The sequence below is a fragment of the Pantoea sp. App145 genome, from assembly GCF_047947045.1.
Taxonomy (GTDB): Bacteria; Pseudomonadota; Gammaproteobacteria; order Enterobacterales; family Enterobacteriaceae; genus Pantoea.
Genome location: NZ_CP133294.1, coordinates 334,386 through 352,841, shown reverse-complemented (window position 1 = coordinate 352,841; position 18,456 = coordinate 334,386). Strand labels below are relative to the sequence as shown.

The following is an 18,456-nucleotide window of genomic DNA, read 5'->3' as shown; positions in this document are numbered from 1 at the left end:
GTTTAAAAAAACCGATTTTATCGACATATCGCCAAAACGTGTCGATGCCATAAACATGTTGCGGTGATATGTTTAAAAAAGCCGATTTCATCGACAGATTCTCCAGAATTCCGAATCATCGTGCCTCGCTGCATTGATCAGCTATCCTTACCGGCTACAGCATCAAACAGTACTGATGATGGAGAATGATCTCTTAGACGGTACAAGCATTACAGAGAGTTACATGAGAAAAGTGATAAACGCCTTTTTGCCACTCTATGCCACCACCCTGTTAATGTTGCTCGGTTCCGGTCTGCTGACCACCTACGTTTCCCTACGGCTGGCGCATGAGCAGGTCAACGGCGCGCTGATTGGGGCGATCACTGCGGCAAACTATGTCGGGTTGGTGATTGGGGGCAAAGTCGGGCACAACCTGATTGCCCGCGTCGGCCACATCCGCAGTTATGTCACCTGTGCCGGTATCATCACCGCCTCGGTGATCGCGCATGGCCTGACTGATCTGATTCCGCTTTGGGTCTTTCTGCGCCTGATTATCGGTTTATGCATGATGTGTCAGTACATGGTGCTGGAAAGCTGGCTCAACGATCAGGCGGAATCCTCGCAGCGTGGCATGATTTTTGGCCTGTATATGGTCGCGACCTATCTGGGGCTGAGTGGAGGGCAGGTGATCCTGGCGATGCAAAGTGGTTTTGGCATCAGCACGCTGCTGATTGTCGCACTGTGCTTCGCGTTGTGTCTGGTGCCGATCGCCCTGACGACACGCACTAACGCCAGAGCGATGTCGCCCGCACCGATGGAACTGGGTTATTTTATTCGCACCATTCCGCGTCTGCTGGCCACCACGGTGGTCAGTGGCATGGCGATCGGTGCGTTTTACGGGCTGGCACCGGTGTATGCCAGCAGTCAGGGATTCAGCACGGAACAAACCGGCCTGTTTATGAGCCTGAGTATTTTCGCCGGGCTGGTGGCGCAGTTTCCGCTCAGTTGGCTGTCAGACCGTTTTGATCGTCAGCGCCTACTGTTTTTTATCGCGCTGTTGTACGGCGTGTCGGCGCTGGTGCTGGGCCTGCCACTCAATCTGCCGTTTCAACTGCTGCTCGGCATGGCGTTTTTTATCAGCATGATGCAGTTCGGGCTTTATCCTTTGCAGGTGGCGCTGGCGAATGACCAGGTGATGTCGGAACGGCGCGTGTCACTGACCGCATGTCTGCTGATGGCGTTTGGTATTGGGGCCAGTATCGGACCACTGGCCGTCGGTGCCTTGATGCAGCCGTTTGGCAGCCATGTGTTGTATCTGTCTTTCACGTTCTGCGCGCTGTTGATCGCGGTGATGAACCGTCCGGTTAAGGTTCTGCCCATGCCCACTACTGAGGTGCCATTGCCGCATGTGGTGATGCCGGATAGCCTCGCCACGTCTCCGATTGGCGCAGCCTTGAACCCGGTGTTGGAAGAAGAAGCTATTCAGGCAACGATGGTGAATACCGATGATGCCGCAGAGGAACCAACTGAAGCCGAGGCCACCAGGTGAACCAGGCGCGATTTATCGCGCTGTTTGATAACTTACGATGAAGATACATCAGGTTGCTCGGCAATCCGTACCAGATGGACGATCAGCCATAGCAGCTCATCATCTGTCATCCCAACTTCGAGCATCTTTTTTACATAATCATTGATCGCCAGCGCGCAGCGATGCATGCGTGGATGTTGCTGAATGATCTGCGGCAGCAGCGTATTACCCTGGCTGTGGTTCAGCTGCCCGGCAAACATACGCTGAATAAAAAACTGCATATGGATCAGAAAGCGGGAGTAGTTGAGGGAACCGGTGTCGATGGTGATATAGGCATGGTACTGAATAATATTGAAGATATCTTTGAGCATACGCATCGCCAGCAGCGTCTGGCTGGTATCACTGTGTTCTGACTGACCATTCACCAGATGAAAAGCGATATTACCCGCTTCCTCGGGTGGCAGTTCGAGCCGGAACTGGCTGTTCAGCCGGGTCACCACCTGCTGCGCCAGCGTGAACTCCGCCGGCCAGAAGCGCTGGACCTCAAACAACACGCGGTTTTGCAGCATGATGCCTTTGCGGCTGCGTTCCACGGCAAACATCAGGTGATCGGTCAGAGTAAAGAAAATTTGTGGACGCAGCGGGTTGCTCAGCCCCTGCTGCGCCATCTGCATCACCAGCGCCGTCATCTGGAAAACCTCTTCCGGCATGGCGGCAAAAGCATTGAGATATTCCGCGCCCGGCAGGTTTTCCTGCACCATAAACAGCTTCTCGACTTTTTCCCGTGGGATCATGTCGCCGACACGGCTGCTGAAACCAATGCCTTTACCCATCACGATGGCTTCCTTGCCATCGTTATCTTCGGTCAGCACCAGGCTGTTGTTCAGGACTTTAATGACCTTCATCTGCTAACGGGTGTCCTGTAATTGTTGTCCGTTACTGGCGATAACCTGTTGATACCAGCCAAAACTGCGTTTAGGGATACGCCGCAGATCATGCAGCGACTGCTCGTCGCGGTTAACATAAATGAAACCGTAGCGTTTCGCATAGCCCTGATGAGTGCTGACCACATCAATCGCCGACCACGGGAAGTAACCGATCACCTCTACGCCATCGGCCAGCGCCAGCTGGATCTGCTCAATATGCTGGCGCAGGAAATCGATACGATAACCATCATCCACCGTACCATCCGCTGCCAGGGTGTCGGGTGCACCAATGCCATTCTCAGTGATCATCACCGGCAGGTTATAGCGTTCGCAGACTTTGCGCAGGGTTAAACGCAAGCCGACGGGGTCGATGACCCAGCCATAAGGCGTTTTCGCGGTATACGGATTCTCCTCAGGCCGGTACACGCCAGGCTCTCCCAGCATGATCTGCTGATCACCCGCGCGCGGTGCCACGTCCGAGGCATCCCCGCGACTGGCGGCAATGGTGGCGGTGGAATAGTAGTTGATGGCGACAAAATCAGGACGCGCTGCGGCCAGCAACTCACCATCTTGCGGCAGCATCTGCGGTGCCAGGCCGCGATCCTGCAAATAACGCAGGGCAAGGGCGTTGTAGCGACCGTGCACCGCGACATCGAGGAAGCTCCAGCAGCGCAGGGTTTCCCAGTTATGCGCGGCAATAGCATCTTCCGGGCGGCAGGTGGCGGCATACATCGAGGTGGTGTTGATCGCCGGGCCGATTTTCGCGCCCGGCAGCAGTGCATGGCAACGCTGCATCACCTGGGCCTGCGCCACCAGCATATGGTGGCTCTGCTGGTAGAGCGATTTTTTATCCGGCAGCGCGCGCCCGGGCGGCGTGCCAATCGCGCCCGGATGCAGGATCATGGTGTTCTGTTCGTTGATGGTCAGCCAGTAACGCACCTGGTCGCCTAATTCCCGGAACAGCAAATCTGCATAACGCACAAAAGCCTCAATGGTGTGGCGATTCAGCCAGCCACCTTGCTGCTCCAGCGCCCACGGCAGGTCGAAATGGTACAGGGTGACGATAGGTTCAATGCCATGATCGCGTAGGGTGGCGATCAGCCGCCGGTAAAAATCCAGCCCGGCTGGATTGACCGCGCCATCGCCGTCGGGGATGACCCGCGACCAGGCCACCGAGAAGCGGTAGGCTTTCAGGCCGAGTTGCGCGAACCACGCCACATCGGCTTCCATCTGCTGATAATGATCGCTGGCTACGGTGAAATCGGCTTTGCCAACCGGATGGCTCAGCATATCGACCACCGAAGGGCCTTTACCGTCGCTGTCCCAGGCCCCTTCGACCTGGTAAGCCGAAGTCGAGGCACCCCAGAGAAAACCCGCTGGGAAAGGGGAGGATTGTTGATAAATCATGCGGCCTGCTCCCGGAGATTGAGTTCCATAATCGGCTGTCCAAAATCAACCGGTGCATCCGCCGCAATAGTGATGGCAAATTCATCGCTGTTGATCACCACCACTGGCGTGATCAGGTCATAACCGGCGGCGGCAATCGCCTGCATGTCGAAGCGAACCAGCTCATCACCCGCCTGCACCTCATCACCCACCTGCAAAGATGAACTGAAATGCTGACCACCCAGCGCGACGGTATCCAGACCAATATGGACCAGCACTTCCATACCATCTTGACTCATCAGGCCAACGGCATGGCAGGAAGGGAGAAAGGTCATCACGGTGCCGCTGACCGGGGCGCGCAGGACGCCTTCCTGTGGGCGGATCGCCACGCCCTGGCCGAGCAGGCCATTGGAGAACACATCATCATTTACTTCGCTTAACGCCACCATCTCGCCACGCAGCGGGCTGACGATAGTCCCAGGCTTCAGGTTAACCGGCGCGGGTACCACTTTTGGCGTTTGATTATCCGTTTCGGGAATATCTTCAAAGCCCAGTATCCAGGTCAGGGCGAAGGTGACCACAATAGCGATGGCACAGGTGACCAGCGCATGGACGATGTTCATCGGGTTGGCACCGATAAACGCGGGCAGGGCGGCCAGGCCTGGGGAGACAAAGGCATAACGTACCAGGCCACTTAACCCGGCATAGATACCAGCACAACCGCCGCCGATCATCGCGGCGATCAGCGGACGTTTTAATTTCAGCGTCACGCCATACAGCGAGGGCTCAGTAATACCCAATAACGCGGTGAAACCGGCAGAGGAAGCGAGCTGGCGCAGGTTTTTGTTGCGGGTTTTCAGTGCGACGCACAGGGTCGCCGCACCCTGGGCGATGTTGGACGCCAGCATGCCCGGGCCGTTAATCATCTCAAAACCATTTTTGCTCAATTGCCCGGTGGCAATCGGCGTCATCGCCCAGGCGGTGCCGGTTATCACCAGGAACGGTTGCAGCCCACCCATCAGCATCGGGATCAGCCAGCTGGCGTGGCGATCGATAATCACTGCGCCGGAAGCCACCACATCGTTCAGCCAGATACCGAGCGGACCGACCACCACCAGCGCCAGCGGTGCGGTCACCAGCAAGATAATCATCGGCTTAACAAAGAATTTGATAATCGACGGGGAGAAGCGTTCGGCAAAACGCTCAATCCACGACATCAGCCAGACGGTAAGGATAATTGGCAGCACCGACCCGGCATAATCCGCCAGCTGGAAGGGTAGACCAAGGAAGTCCACCGGTTTGCCGCTGGCGATCATTTTGCCGATCTCCGGGTGCAGCATCGCTCCGGCAATGGTCATCGCCAGAATCGCGTTACATTCAAATTTCAGCGCCGCGCCATACGCCAGCAGCACCGGCAGGAAGAAAAAGGCCGCATCCGAGATGATGTTAAGCAACTGCCAGGTCGGGCTGCTCTCGTTCATTACGCCGGTCAGTTTGCAGATGGCGAGCAGCGCCTTGATCATCCCGGCCCCGGTAATCGCCGGGATCACCGGGGTGAAGGTGGTGGAGATAACGCTAATAATCTGCGAAACGATGCCGCTGCGCTCTTTGTCGGCCAGCGGCACCGCCTTCGCTTTGTTGCCGCTGGTGGCTTTTTCCAGTACGCGGAACACCCGCTGCACATCGTTGCCGACCACAATCTGGAACTGACCACCGCGTTCGACGACGCTGATTACCCCCGGCAACTTCTCGATCTGCGCGCTATCCACCGCGTCGCGGTCGTTAAATTCCATACGCAGCCGGGTGGCACAATGAGTCAGAGTACGGATATTCCCACCCCCTTTCACCAACCGTAAAATCTCTTCTGCTAACTCGTTATGACTCATAGTTTTCCCTTTCGTTAAGGCAAAAAAAAAGACCAAAACAAAAATGCACGCCGGAAAAATAACCGGAGCTGACATTTTCATTTTGGTCTTGCCTGCCGAAGCAGTAGCACGCCGCAATAAAACGTATGTGGTTGTTGCGTGGAGGAGTATCTTTACGCCCCGCAACATTGGCAATAACTAATAATAAAAACTGTGAAGCAACGCAATCATTTCCCACCGTTCACCACCCGGGCCAACGGCTGAAAGCGCGCAGTAACATAGGAAAATATGATGAATAAGGCTGGGCAACAGGTCGCAGAGGCGATTGCCGCCGAAAATCAACACGGGCAATCGTCGCCGGTAATAGGAAAATCGTTGGGATTAAAACACAATGTTAAATCTGGCGGGCATACGCCGCCGCTTTTTTAAAAAGCTCGTCTGAGGGACGTACCCCGGTATAGAGATGGAATTGCTCCACTGCCTGAATGGCGAAAACTTCAGCACCACTAATCACCGTTTTCTGTTTCTCCTGCGCATAGCGAATCAGCGGGGTTTGTTCAGGTAACGCCACCACATCAAACACGATCTCAGCCGTTCCCACTTCATCGGCGGAAAAGGACAGGGTATCAGCATCAGGGCCGCCGGACATGCCTACCGGCGTGGCATTGATCAGCAATGCCGGGGCCAGGCCTGCCATGGAGGGACGATATTCATACTGGTAAGCCTCAGCCAGTTCTTTGCCACTTTCTTCATCTCTGGCAATAATATATCCCTGCTTAAATCCGAGATTTTTTAATGCACAGGCAACCGCTTTTGCCATCCCGCCGCTGCCTTTAAGCGCAAATATCAGGTCGCTTGAAACCTGATATTTTTTCAGCAGAGTGGTGATGGCAATATAATCGGTATTATATCCCTTCAAATAACCCTCGGTATTCACGATGGTGTTCACCGCATTGATTACCCGGGCGGATTCATCCAGTTCGTCAATAAGTGGAATACATGCCTGCTTAAAGGGCATCGAAATTGCACAACCACGGATCCCCAGCGCTTTCACTCCGGCAATCGCCGCTGCAAGATCGTGGGTGGTAAATGCTTTGTAGAGATAATCCAGATCCAGTGCATCATATAAATAATTATGGAAGCGGGTACCGAAATTAGTTGGCCGCGCGGCAAGCGACATACAAATTTTCGTGTCTTTATTGATCATTCTGGTCATGACATTTTTCCCTTCAGTGTGATTGCCTGCGGGGAAATATTGCTTTAAAAAGGTGAAATGAAAAACTGATGTGTTTTGCTGCACAGAGTTCATCTTTTATGAGCACACAACGGCTGGAACGGCATTATCAGAAGCTACTGGAACTGTTTCCGCAGCGTGAGGCACTGACCACACTGCAAACCCTGGCGGATGCGCTCTATTGCAGTAAGCGGCATATGCGCACGCTGATCATTCAGATGCAATCCCAGGGCTGGCTGGCGTGGGAGGCCACCCCTGGTCGCGGGCATCTGGCAAAACTGGTGCTGCATTATTCACAGCAGCAACTGATGCTGGAGAATGCGCAACGCTTGTTAGATCTCAATGATATGCGCGGCGTGCTGAAGTTATTAGGTAACGAGAAGCATCACCTCGCGACGTTGCTGCGTGGTCGGCTCGGCCATCGTATTGACGATGAGCAACAAACCTTGCGCATTCCCTATTATCGTTCGATGCCGAATCTTTATCCCGGAACCGCGCTGCGACGCTCTGAAGTGCATATCATCAAACAGGTGTTTAGCGGGCTGACGCGTATTGATGAAAGCAGCGGCCAGGTGGCGAAGGATTTAGCCCATCACTGGCGCAGGCTGGATGCGTGGCACTGGCGCTTCTTCCTGCGTCCCGGGGTGCAGTTCCATGATGGCACGCCGTTAACCAGCAGAGATGTGGTGGTTTCTCTGCTACGCAGCGCCCGATTGCCGTTGTTTTCGCATTTCAGCAAGGTTGAGGCTGAGGGGAATCTCAGCGTGATCATTACCCTGAATCAGCCGGATGAATTGCTGCCGCAATTGCTGACCGATGTCGCGGCCCTGATATTACCGGCGGACCATCAGCAGCGGCAGAATTTTGCTGCACTTCCCGTTGGAACCGGCCCCTTTAAGGTTGCCGATAATAATGAGTGGCATTTAACACTGCGGGCGTTCGATGGTTATTTTGGTTTCCGCAGTTTGCTGGACGAAATAGAAATTATTACCTGCCTGGATAACCCGGTATCAAATGCCTCCCAGGGGCCGCTGGCGTTACTGAGTTCCAGCATGAGCGATCTGGCCTATGTATCCAGCCCGCTCAGCCATGTCGGTCACCCTTCTGCCGATGAAATTGAACTGGAAACCGGCGGGTATTTTTTGCTGTGCGACAGTCGCTCACCATTATGGCAAAACATGGCCCACCGGCGCTGGATACGCGAGCAGATCGACCCGCAGGCAATTATTCAGAATTTCGTGGCAGAAATTCGTCCGCTATGGATGGCTGCGGCCAGTATCCTGCCGGGCTGGTTGCATCATATTGAAGCCGGGGAAAGCGTCAGTCCGTGGGAAGATTCGACCCTGCCACGGCGCTTGCGACTGGCTTACCACCATCAGCACTGGGAATTCCCGATGGTGATTGCCGAATTTAAACATCGCCTGGCGGCCAGCGGCGTCAGCTTAGAGGTGACGGAATTAAGCTATGAAGCCTGGGCGGCAGGTGAAGGGGCGTTCGATTTGTGGCTGGGAACGGTGAATTTCACTGCGCCAGAAGCATGGAATGTCGGCGCCTGGCTCACCGGGATGCCGTTATTAACCCGCTCGGTTGCCGGTGGTGACCAGGCGTTGTTCGAAAACTGGCAACAACAATGGCGCAGTGGCGCGCTGTCTTCGCAGCAACTGGCGCAAACCATCATCCAGCGCGGCTGGTTACAGCCGTTATTCCATCACTGGATGCGGCTGCAAGGGCCAGAACAGGCCAGAGGCGTGCATTTTAATAATCTGGGATGGTTCGACTTTACCTCCACCTGGATTGAACCGGAAAACCCACCATGAGAATGCTGATCTTATCGCAGGCCGTTCATCGGGAATGCGATACACTCGAAGCTGTGCCTCCACCATTGGACGAGAAGTTATGAATGACAAAAAAATGATATCCATTGATCAATTCAACGCAGATGAACGGCTTGCGGTTGATGAAGCATTCAATGCATTGATGCAGAAGTATCGCCAGCGCACCGGAAGAGAGCCGGACGCGAAGAAAGAGAAAGAATTCACCACCGAGGCCAGGCAGCAAATCATGTCGGTGAAGCAGGCCAAAGAGAAAGCGCTGGCGGAGAAAGCGAAGAAAAAACCGGTGCGCAAGAAAAAGCCTGAATCGCTGGCCGCGAGCGAAGTCAGTGATTTCAACTGGTCAGCTTCGGTTACTAAAGGCCGCAGATAAACCGGCTTCGACAAATTTGTAGCTGCGCGATTTATCGCGCAATACATTGCGCAGCTATATTTTCCTTATCGATATTTTGGTGCAACGCACCAGCACCACGCCCCACGCTGGGGCAGCACTTCGGGCACTAAATGAATATCAGGTACTGAACGCCTGGCATCGCTCTTGCATTTCTCTTGTATATACATGCCCGGATGACCTCCGGTTTCTAACCATAACGACAACTGAAGGAAATAGTTATGCTTTCTCGCTATGCATTGAAAAGATCGTTTAGCACCGTTTTTTGCGCAGGGATGCTGTCAGTTACGGTTCACTCTGTTTACGCCGCTGAAACGGAACAGGTGAAAATGGGGATCGAACCCTGGCTGGGTTATGGTCAGTGGCATATCGCCTCTGCCAAAAACCTGTTTGAGAAAGAAGGGTTAAAGAAAGTCGAGGTCATCAATTTCGCTGAGGATAAAGACATCAATGCCGCGCTGGCGAGTGGGCAGATTGACGTCGCCAACATCGCGACTCATACCGCGATGGGGATGATCTCGGCAGGTCTGCCGGTGAAAATTGTGCTGCTGCTCGACCAGAGCAACACCGCCGATGCGATTCTGGCAAGCTCCGGCATAACCAGCATTAAAGACCTCAAAGGTAAGCAGGTGGCCTACGAAGAGGGCACTACCAGCGACATTCTGTTGCGCAGCGCCGTGGCTTCAGCGGGTTTGTCCTTCAGCGATATAAAACCGGTGCCGATGCCAGCTGCATCAGCCGGGAGCGCCATTATCGCCGGACGGGTACCGGTGGCCGTCACCTATGAACCCTACCTCACGGTGGCAAAAAAAGGCGATCCCAGCCTGAAAATGATTTACAGCGGCTCTTCCGATCCCGGTCTGATCAGCGATGTGCTGGTGGTACGCGATGACTTTATCAAAGATCATCCGGATGCCATCAAAGCGCTGATTAAAACCTGGGGCCAGGCGCTGGATTACTACAACGCCAATCAGAGCGAAGGGCGCGCCATCATTTCCAAAGCGGTCGGCGCGACACCGGAAGACCTCGGCACCGCGTTTGATGGTGTGAAGTATTTCACCCTGAGCGACAACAAAGCGCTGTTGTCACATGACTTCACCAGCAAAACCTTCCCGCACATTCTTCAGGCCGCCACTGCGGCAGGTATCGTTACGCAGCCGGTGACGCCTGCGCAGACCATCGATGCCAGCTTTGCCGACGCGCAATAAGCGCGGTTAAAACTTCTCCGCCGGTGCTGCCAGCGGAGAAGACCTGCCACACGGAGGAATTATGAGTTCTATCGACGTTCAGCGCGTCAATCGTCAGGCCAAAAAGAAACGGCGGCGCTCGAATTTATTAACCATCGGCAAAGAGCCAACCCGAGCTCAATTTCTCATTATCTCTGTCGCCGTGTTTGCAGTGCTGTTGCTGGCATGGTGGCTGGCGACCTCGACTGGCACGATAAAACCGATATTCCTGCCGGGGATCGAGCGCGTCTGGCATCAGATGGTGACTCTGGCGCAGAACGGCACGTTACAAAGCGACATCGCCAGCAGCCTGTATCGCATGGTTATCGCCTTCGCTATTTCCTCGGTGATGGCGATAGTGATTGGGGTGCTGGCCGGTTGTTATGGGTTGTTCAAGGCGATTGTCGAACCGCTGGTTGATTTTATCCGCTATATGCCGGTGGTGGCGTTTGTGCCGCTGACCATTTTGTGGACCGGTACCGACGATATTCAGAAGTTCCTCGTCATCTGGATTGGTACCTTTTTCCAGCAGGTACTGATGATGATCGATGCCATCAAACGTGTGCCGACGGATTTTGTCGGGCTGGGCAGAACCCTTGGCCTGTCCGATCGCCGTATCCTGCTGCGCATTGTGATCCCTTCCGCGTTACCGTCGATCTGGGATGCGTTGCGTATCAGTCTCGGCTGGGCGTGGACCTGGCTGGTGCTGGCCGAACTGGTGGCGTCTACCTCGGGTCTGGGTTATCGCATTGTGGTTTCCCAGCGTTATTTCCAGACTGACACCATCATCGGCTACATCCTGCTGCTCGGTTTCCTCGGGCTTATCACCGATCAAATCATGCGCGCGGCTGAGCGTGTGCTGTTCCGTTACAACCGGAGAGGTTCCTGATGGCGACGCTGACGCTGAATAAACTGGAAAAAAGTTTTCCGATGGGCAAAACCCGCCGCCGGGTGCTGCATGGCATCGACCTGACGCTCAACGACAACGAATTTGTATCGATTGTCGGCGCTTCGGGCTGCGGCAAAAGTACTTTGCTCTCTATCGCTGCCGGTCTGGAAGAGTTCGACAGCGGTGATGTGCTGGTGGATGGCGCACCCATTGAAGGACCGGGACTCGATCGCGGCGTGGTGTTTCAGTCCTACACGCTGCTGCCGTGGCTGACCGCGCGCGGCAACATCGAATTTGCGTTAAAAGCCGCAGGCACCCCGGCCAAAGAATGTCGCGACATCGCGCAGCAGCATCTCGAATTGGTGAAACTGGGCAACGCGGCCGACCGCTGGCCTGGTGAACTTTCCGGTGGGATGAAACAGCGCGTCGCCATTGCCCGTGCCTTGTCTTACCGTCCCAAAATCCTGCTGATGGATGAACCCTTTGGCGCGCTGGATGCCATGACGCGTCATCAGATGCAGCAGTTGCTGATCGAAATCTGGGAAAAGCACCGCCTGACGGTGATGTTTGTCACCCACGACATTGAAGAGGCGGTGTGGCTCTCCGATCGTATCGTGGTGATGGGCCAGGGCTATATCGACTCCACCTTCCCGGTGGGGCTGCCACGTCCGCGCCTCGAAGGGGTTAACCGCACCCCGGAATTTCTTGAACTCCAGCATGAAGTGCTGAATCGCATTCAACAACACGCATTAGCTCATTGAAAAAAGGAATCAATATGCCTGTTACATTTCATGACCTGACCGATGCTGATGTCTTACCCGATCATCTGTTTAAGCGCACCGAGTCTGACCTGTCGTTTTTCATCGAGAAAGTAAAACCGATCATTGAGGCGGTGAGAACCGAAGGCGACCAGGCGCTGATTCGCTTTGCCCGCGAGTTTGACGGGGTGCAGCCAGAGACCTTTTCCATCAAAGCAGAGGAACAGGAATTTGAAGAGGCTTTCGCCCGGGTTGATGCGGATGTGATTGAATCGATTCGTTTCTCTGTGGAAAACGTGCGTGCCTTCCATGAAGCGCAAAAGCCGGAAGAAATGTGGTGGAAGGAGATGCGTCCGGGGGCATTTGCCGGCGATCGCCATGTGCCGATTGATGCGGTGGCCTGCTACGTCCCGCGCGGTAAAGGGTCATTCCCCAGCGTGCTGATCATGACCACGGTTCCGGCGGTGGTGGCGGGTGTCCCGCTGCCGATAGTGATCACCCCACCAGGACCGGACGGCAAAGTCGATGACGCAACCTTGATTGCCGCACGCCTGGTAGGCATCAAAGATGTCTACAAATGTGGCGGCGCGCAGGGGGTGGCGGCGGTGGCTTACGGCACGGCATCGGTGCCGAAATGCCTGAAAATCGTCGGCCCTGGCAGCCCATGGGTGGTAGCGGCGAAACGTCAGTTATCGGGCTTGATCGATCCGGGCATCCCGGCAGGGCCGAGCGAAAGCCTGATTCTGGCGGATGACTCGGTGAATGGAGCGCTGGCGGCGCTCGACCTGCTGATTGAGTCGGAACATGGCCCGGATTCCTCGGCCTATCTGGTGACCTCCAGCCGTCGTGTGGCGGAAGAAGCCATTGCCGCGTTACCGGGTTACTGGGACAAAATTGGCGCGCAACGGGCCGATTTCTCGCAGAAGGTGCTGTGTGGCACCCACGGTGGCGTGGTGCTGACCAAAGATTTTGCCACGGCTATCGAGTTTGTGAACCAGTATGCCCCGGAGCATCTTGAGGTGCTGGCACATGAACCGATGGATGTGATGATGAAGATCCGTAACGCCGGTGAAATCTTACTGGGTGAGCATTCGCCGATTGTGTTGGGCAACTTTGTTCTCGGTCCGAATGCCGTGCTGCCGACCAACAGCGCGGCTAAAACCAACGGCCCACTATCGGTGTTTGATTATATGAAGCGTGTTTCCATCGCCTATGTTACCAGCCGGGGTTATCAGGAACTGGCACCGAAAGCCAAACGCTTTGCTGAGTACGAAGGCTTCCCCGGACATGCGCTGGCCGTTTCCGACATCCGTCAGGCGTTGCTGAAGGGGAGCAAAAATGGATGAAGCCCGCCCACCGTTAGCGGCGGAAGCCCGCCGCCTGACGCAGCAAGGCCAGTGGGAGCAGGCGCGTGAAAAACTCAGTCAGTTGATCGCCGAGGTGACCGGGGTGAACACCGCCGCGCTTGAGATCAACCGGGACCAGTACAGCCTGAACTCGCTGAACGGCCGTGTCTCGCTGGTGGATGGCCGCACGTTGTTTTTCAAATATCACCATGAGGAAGGGGAAGAACAGACCATCCAGGAATACTACCGCGCCGAGCTGTTACGTGATCATGGCTTTGAGGTCGATGTGCCCGCTTACGCCTGCGGTGAACCCGGACGACAAATCCTGTTGTATCCGCTGCGTGATGATCAGCGGCTGGCGGATGTCTGTCGCGAGATTGAGACCGCCGCGGCGTGGCAGCAGATCGAGCCGATTGTTGCGGCGCAGCGTCGTGCCGATCAGGCGATTATCACCCATACGCTGCCGACGCTGCGCATGGGCACCAGCGCTGAAGTGGAGGCCGAATCCATCCATCAGCTGTTCTGGAATCGGCTGGTCTCGCCCGGCCACGACGTCGGTCTGGGGGGGCGCGTCGCCAGCTTTTATGTCGATCAAACTTTCACCCTTGGGGAGATGCAGCTGGATTGGCCGACTCTGAGTCGGCTGCACTGGCGGGTCAATGGGGTGGCGTATCAACAAAGCCTGCGCGATCTGTTCTTAGCGGCGGGCCGCGTGCTGGCCCCTGCGGCGCTGGCCCGGCACGGCGTGGTGGTGGCACACGGTGATGCGCATAACGCCAATGTTTGGTACGAAACCCATCATCCGCAGCCGAAGCTGGTTAGTTTCGATCCCGCTTTCGCCGGGAGCAGCATTCCGGCATTGCTGGCGGAGATCAAAGCGACGTTCCACAACATTTTTGCCCATCCCTGCTGGCTGTATGAACCGGCTGATGCGGCACAGCGTTACCAGGTCAGCGTGCGACGTGATGGCGATACGCTGGAGGTGAATCATAACTGGGAGCTGTCACCGCTTCGTGCCGCTTTCCTGCAAAGCAAAGGGGAACTCTACTGGCAACCTTTGCTGGCTGAGCTGAAGAAGCAAGGCTGGCTGCCTGCCAACTGGCAACAGATTATGCGTCTGGCATTGTTCTGCTGTCCGACGCTGGTGATGAACCTGCGTGCCGGTTCCGCGAGTCATCATAATCCCACCAGCTCAGTCATCGGTTTCTCCATTGCCATGATGCTGGGCTGTGGTGGCGATGACGACTTCAGCCAATGGCTGGATGGCCTTCTGACGGAGAACTGAGATGAAAGCAGTGCGTCTGCACGGTATCGAAGCGGTGACGGTAGAGCAGGCGACACTGCCTGATTTACCCTCCGGTTGGGCCAGGGTTAAGGTGCATTCCGCCGGGATTTGTGGCTCTGATTTGCATAACTTCAAAACCGGTAAATGGTTTGCCAGCTTACCGGTGACACCGGGTCATGAACTGTTTGGCGTGATCAGCGAAATCAACGGTGAGGCAGACCCCTTCCGGGTGGGGATGCGCGTAGTAGCGGACTCCCGCGTCTGGTGTGGCGAGTGCGCATTCTGCCTGGCAGGGGAAAATAACCTTTGTGAGTCGTTAGGTTTTGTCGGTGAAGTGTTCGATGGTGGTTTCGCTGAGGAAGCTATCCTGCCATTACAAAGCCTGCTGGCGGTGCCGGATGATGTGCCGGACGATATCGCCGTGCTGTGCGAACCCCTCGGCGTCGCTCTGCGGGTGGTTAACCAACTGAATCCGGCGGAAGGGGACCGCGTATGCGTCGCCGGGGGTGGCACCATCGGGGGACTGACGGCACTGCTGCTCAGTCGGTTGAGAAAATGTCGGGTACAGCTGCTGGAGCCAAATCCGCAGCGCTATCAGTTGATTTCCTCTGTGGTGACACTCGATCCGCCGGACGCATATGCGCTGGCGGTTGAAGCCTCTGGCCATCCTGCGGCGCTTAATGCGCTGATTGGTGGCATCCGCTCCGGGGGACGCATTGCGCTGGTGGGTATCTTTCATCATACCGATGGCGTGGATCTCAACGCGCTGGTTGAACGTGAAATCTCACTGACCGGCTGTAGTGTTTTTCGCGATGAACAGCATGAAGCATTGCAGGTTATGGCGACCCTGGCTGAGGATCTGCGCAAGCTGGTCGCCCCGCCGATTTCACTTGATGAGGTCCCTGATACCTATCTTTCACTGCTCGCGGGAAAATCTGACTATCTCAAAACGGTGATCAAGCTATGAATGTGTTATCCACCTTTTCTCTTGCGGGAAAACGCGCGCTGGTGACCGGAGCAACGCGCGGTATCGGTTTTGCGCTTGCCAGAGCTCTGCTGCAAGCCGGGGCCAGTGTGATCATTACCGGACGCCAGCAGAGCACCCTGACTCAGGCGGTGAGTTTATTGCACGAGGAAAGTGACAACGTCACCGGTTTATTGCTGGATGTCACCCAAACGCCGCAGATTGCGCAGGCGATTGCCTCTATCGGCAACATCGATATCCTGGTCAACAACGCCGGTACCGAGCAGGTTTGTCCATCGCTTGAAGCCGATGAAGCGCTGTGGGATACCATTGTCGGCACCAACCTGAAAGGGGCGTTTTTCTGCGCTCAGGCGGCGGCAAAAGGGATGGCTGCATCCGGTACCGGTGGGGTGATTATCAATCTTTGCTCGTTAACCAGCTGTGTGGGCGTACCGGGCGCGGCTGCCTATGGCAGCTCCAAATCCGGACTGGTGGGATTGACCCGCACCCTCAGTACCGAGTGGGCAGGGCATAACATTCGCGTGAACGGCATCGGACCCGGCTATTTCGAAACCGATATGACGCAGGTGTTTTATCAGGATGAACAATGGCGTAACGCCATGCAGCAAAAAATCCCCCTCGGGCGCTTCGGGGAACTGGATGACCTCGCCGGTAGCGTGGTGTTCCTCAGTTCCGATGCCGCTCGCTACATTACCGGGCAGATTCTGTACGTTGATGGTGGGTATCTTGCGGCGATTTAACGGGAGAACGTGCAAAGGGCATAAGGATGTTATTATTCAGGCCAGACGTTGCAGGTAGCAACGGACACAGACCTTAATCCCTGGGGATGACTTATGAACCACGAAGTACCGCTGAAATTTTATGACATCGTAGAAGAGTATGCGACGGAAACAGCCAAGCCGGTAAGCGAGTCCGAACATGATGCGCTGGCGCGCTATTTTCAGCTGCTGATCACCCGTTTAAGCAATAACGAAGAAATCAGTGAAGATGCCCAGCGAGAGATGGCCAGCGAAGCGGGTATCGATCCGCTGCGTATTGATGACATCGCTGAGTTTCTCAATCAATGGGGCAATGAATAATTCCCTCTGTTGAAACTGTCATGTCCGCTTCTGGCTAATGGCCCTAAGCGGACGTTGCGCCTGGGCAGGCGCAACAGATAGAAATTGCCTTGCAAAAAATAACAACTGGAAATGAACTTCTGTTTTAACTCTGTGCCGGGAAATGTGATTTTAACTCGTGTTGTCTCAAAATAAATATACGCACTCAGCTAAGGTAAAAAATGGAAAAACCATTTTTTCGCAAACATGCTCTCGAATCTTCCGGTGATGAGTGTTCTGCAACCGTGTCGCCCGCCGTGGTTTTTTTTCGACGAAATCTGTTCTCTGTGGTTATAGGCACCGTAAGCTTCATTTATTTTATCGACAGCCATCAGCCTGATTTATTTAAAGCAACGGCAAAACCGCTGCCTCAGATCCAGCAAATTACTGTCAGCGCTTCAGCAGACGGCACTGTCGAGCAGATCCCTGTCACCCTGGGTGAGCATGTCACATTAAAAACACCTCTCGTGCTGTTCTCAAACGAAAACAGACAGGCACTGGAAGGGACCCGACTGGTCAGCGAGCAATTAAAACTAGAACAGAGTAGCCTGTTGCAGGACATTCAACATACTCAACAGCTTGCCCTTCAGCAGGCCAGCGACAACCGCTTCCAGCAAGAAATGCTTAACGGGCAACTGGAACAACTTTCAGAACAAAGCAAAATTGAGTCATTGCAAATCAGCATGGCGCAGAATCTGGTGAACAAATGGCGACCTTTGCTGGCAAAGGGATACGTTTCTACACTGCAGTTTGCCCAGGAACAGTCGATTGTATGGGGCTATGAGAGTCAGTACCGATCTTTACTGCAACAGCAGTATGGCACTCGGCAGCAGTTAAACGTATTGAATGATCAACAGCTCCAGTTACCGCTGACGACTTCCGTTAAAATTAATGTACTGCGGCGGCAGCTGGCGCAGGTGGATGAGAGCCTCGAGCAAAATGAAAACATGCCACAGCGGGTGGTTTATACACTCTCTGCCGGTACGGTAAAATCCGTTTTTGCTAAAGCGGGTGATGCGATAACGACCGGGCAACCATTGCTGACAATCGAGCCGGATAATGTCACCGGCCAGATAACGCAGAGAAATAGCGACGTTGTGCTTCAATATCAGAAAGTAAACGACCAGCCGGGCAATACCTCAAACATTCCTCATCACAACGTGTCAGCGCATAAAGTGTAATGTTGCATCCGGCCTGAAACTGCCGAACATACAGCCATCTGGGTGTTTAAGTGGTTAAAACAAAAAAATAAACATTGCTATATTCATTTCGCTATGTCTTAATGACGCCATCGGTTTGGAATACAGACCTTATGAAAGCAGTTTTAGTAAAGCAGTCCTCAGTTCAAGTGTTATCCAAAGATACCCTTCTTCATGAGCCTCCTCCTAAGTGCCAAATAAGTAACTCTCTCATTGCAGGCCATTACTGCCGCTTATCGTGGCTCATAAAATTAAGGAAGTATCTATGTCTAATAAAATGACTGGTTTAGTAAAATGGTTTAACTCAGATAAAGGTTTTGGCTTTATCACTCCTGACGATGGCAGCAAAGATGTATTTGTACATTTCTCTGCTATCCAGAGTGACAGCTACAAAACACTTGATGAAGGTCAGAAAGTTTCCTTCACCATCGAAAGTGGCGCTAAAGGCCCTGCGGCCGGAAACGTCACCGCGCTGTAAGCCGCGCTAATTATCAGTGATGCTTACAACAGCGATGAAGGCAATAGTCTGA

General features: G+C 54.5%; 17 protein-coding genes. 13 read left to right on the top strand and 4 right to left on the bottom strand.

Features of this window, described 5'->3' with window-relative positions:
• Positions 1-223 precede the first annotated feature (223 nt).
• Complete coding sequence (locus RCF31_RS28190) at positions 224-1,528, top strand: MFS transporter (RefSeq protein WP_416414682.1); 1,305 nt, start codon at positions 224-226, stop codon at positions 1,526-1,528.
• 32 nt (positions 1,529-1,560) lie between these two features.
• Here the strand turns inward: RCF31_RS28190 and RCF31_RS28185 are convergent, their stop codons facing one another.
• The 4 genes from RCF31_RS28185 to RCF31_RS28170 all read right to left on the bottom strand — a co-directional run bounded on the left by RCF31_RS28185 (position 1,561) and on the right by RCF31_RS28170 (position 6,900).
• Entirely contained in the window at positions 1,561-2,412 is an 852-nt protein-coding gene (locus RCF31_RS28185; RefSeq protein ID WP_416414681.1) for a PRD domain-containing protein, read from the bottom strand.
• Between the two features lie 3 nt (positions 2,413-2,415).
• Complete coding sequence (locus RCF31_RS28180) at positions 2,416-3,840, bottom strand: glycoside hydrolase family 1 protein (protein WP_416414680.1); 1,425 nt, start codon at positions 3,838-3,840, stop codon at positions 2,416-2,418.
• Positions 3,837-5,705 carry a beta-glucoside-specific PTS transporter subunit IIABC gene (locus RCF31_RS28175; protein ID WP_416414679.1) on the bottom strand — a complete coding sequence of 623 codons (1,869 nt, stop codon included), beginning with the start codon at positions 5,703-5,705 and terminating at the stop codon, positions 3,837-3,839. Before RCF31_RS28175 ends, RCF31_RS28180 begins: the two co-directional genes overlap by 4 nt.
• 373 nt (positions 5,706-6,078) lie before the next feature.
• A complete protein-coding gene (locus RCF31_RS28170; RefSeq protein ID WP_416414678.1) occupies positions 6,079-6,900 on the bottom strand; it encodes a shikimate 5-dehydrogenase in 822 nt (273 codons plus the stop codon).
• A 98-nt stretch (positions 6,901-6,998) separates the two neighbouring features.
• Here RCF31_RS28170 and sgrR point away from each other — a divergent pair, with 98 nt between their 5' ends.
• The 12 genes from sgrR to cspA all read left to right on the top strand — a co-directional run bounded on the left by sgrR (position 6,999) and on the right by cspA (position 18,404).
• Positions 6,999-8,735 (top strand): HTH-type transcriptional regulator SgrR, encoded by a 1,737-nt coding sequence (sgrR, locus tag RCF31_RS28165; protein WP_416414677.1) that lies wholly within the window; start codon positions 6,999-7,001, stop codon positions 8,733-8,735.
• A gap of 79 nt (positions 8,736-8,814) precedes the next feature.
• The gene (locus tag RCF31_RS28160; protein WP_416414676.1) at positions 8,815-9,123 is read left to right on the top strand and encodes a hypothetical protein; all 309 of its coding nucleotides are present in this window, start codon (positions 8,815-8,817) and stop codon (positions 9,121-9,123) included.
• 239 nt (positions 9,124-9,362) lie between these two features.
• Entirely contained in the window at positions 9,363-10,349 is a 987-nt protein-coding gene (locus tag RCF31_RS28155; RefSeq protein WP_299453354.1) for an ABC transporter substrate-binding protein, read from the top strand.
• 61 nt (positions 10,350-10,410) lie between these two features.
• Complete coding sequence (locus RCF31_RS28150; protein WP_084879522.1) at positions 10,411-11,256, top strand: ABC transporter permease; 846 nt, start codon at positions 10,411-10,413, stop codon at positions 11,254-11,256.
• Positions 11,256-12,017, top strand: a complete 762-nt coding sequence (locus RCF31_RS28145; protein ID WP_084879523.1) for an ABC transporter ATP-binding protein — start codon at positions 11,256-11,258, stop codon at positions 12,015-12,017. Before RCF31_RS28150 ends, RCF31_RS28145 begins: the two co-directional genes overlap by 1 nt.
• Positions 12,018-12,031: 14 nt before the next feature.
• Positions 12,032-13,360, top strand: a complete 1,329-nt coding sequence (gene hisD, locus RCF31_RS28140) for a histidinol dehydrogenase (protein ID WP_416414675.1) — start codon at positions 12,032-12,034, stop codon at positions 13,358-13,360.
• The gene (locus RCF31_RS28135; RefSeq protein WP_416414674.1) at positions 13,353-14,645 is read left to right on the top strand and encodes a hypothetical protein; all 1,293 of its coding nucleotides are present in this window, start codon (positions 13,353-13,355) and stop codon (positions 14,643-14,645) included. Before hisD ends, RCF31_RS28135 begins: the two co-directional genes overlap by 8 nt.
• A gap of 1 nt (position 14,646) precedes the next feature.
• Positions 14,647-15,612: a zinc-dependent alcohol dehydrogenase gene (locus RCF31_RS28130; protein WP_416414673.1), complete on the top strand. Its 966-nt coding sequence runs from the start codon at positions 14,647-14,649 to the stop codon at positions 15,610-15,612.
• Positions 15,609-16,370, top strand: a complete 762-nt coding sequence (locus RCF31_RS28125) for an SDR family NAD(P)-dependent oxidoreductase (protein ID WP_416414672.1) — start codon at positions 15,609-15,611, stop codon at positions 16,368-16,370. Before RCF31_RS28130 ends, RCF31_RS28125 begins: the two co-directional genes overlap by 4 nt.
• A 93-nt stretch (positions 16,371-16,463) precedes the next feature.
• A complete protein-coding gene (locus RCF31_RS28120; protein ID WP_416414671.1) occupies positions 16,464-16,709 on the top strand; it encodes a YmjA family protein in 246 nt (81 codons plus the stop codon).
• Positions 16,710-16,909: 200 nt separating this feature from the next.
• Positions 16,910-17,908, top strand: coding sequence for a hypothetical protein (locus RCF31_RS28115; protein ID WP_416414670.1), 999 nt, complete (start codon positions 16,910-16,912; stop codon positions 17,906-17,908).
• Between the two features lie 283 nt (positions 17,909-18,191).
• Positions 18,192-18,404, top strand: coding sequence for an RNA chaperone/antiterminator CspA (cspA, locus tag RCF31_RS28110; protein ID WP_016495754.1), 213 nt, complete (start codon positions 18,192-18,194; stop codon positions 18,402-18,404).
• The last annotated feature ends 52 nt before the right edge of the window (positions 18,405-18,456 follow it).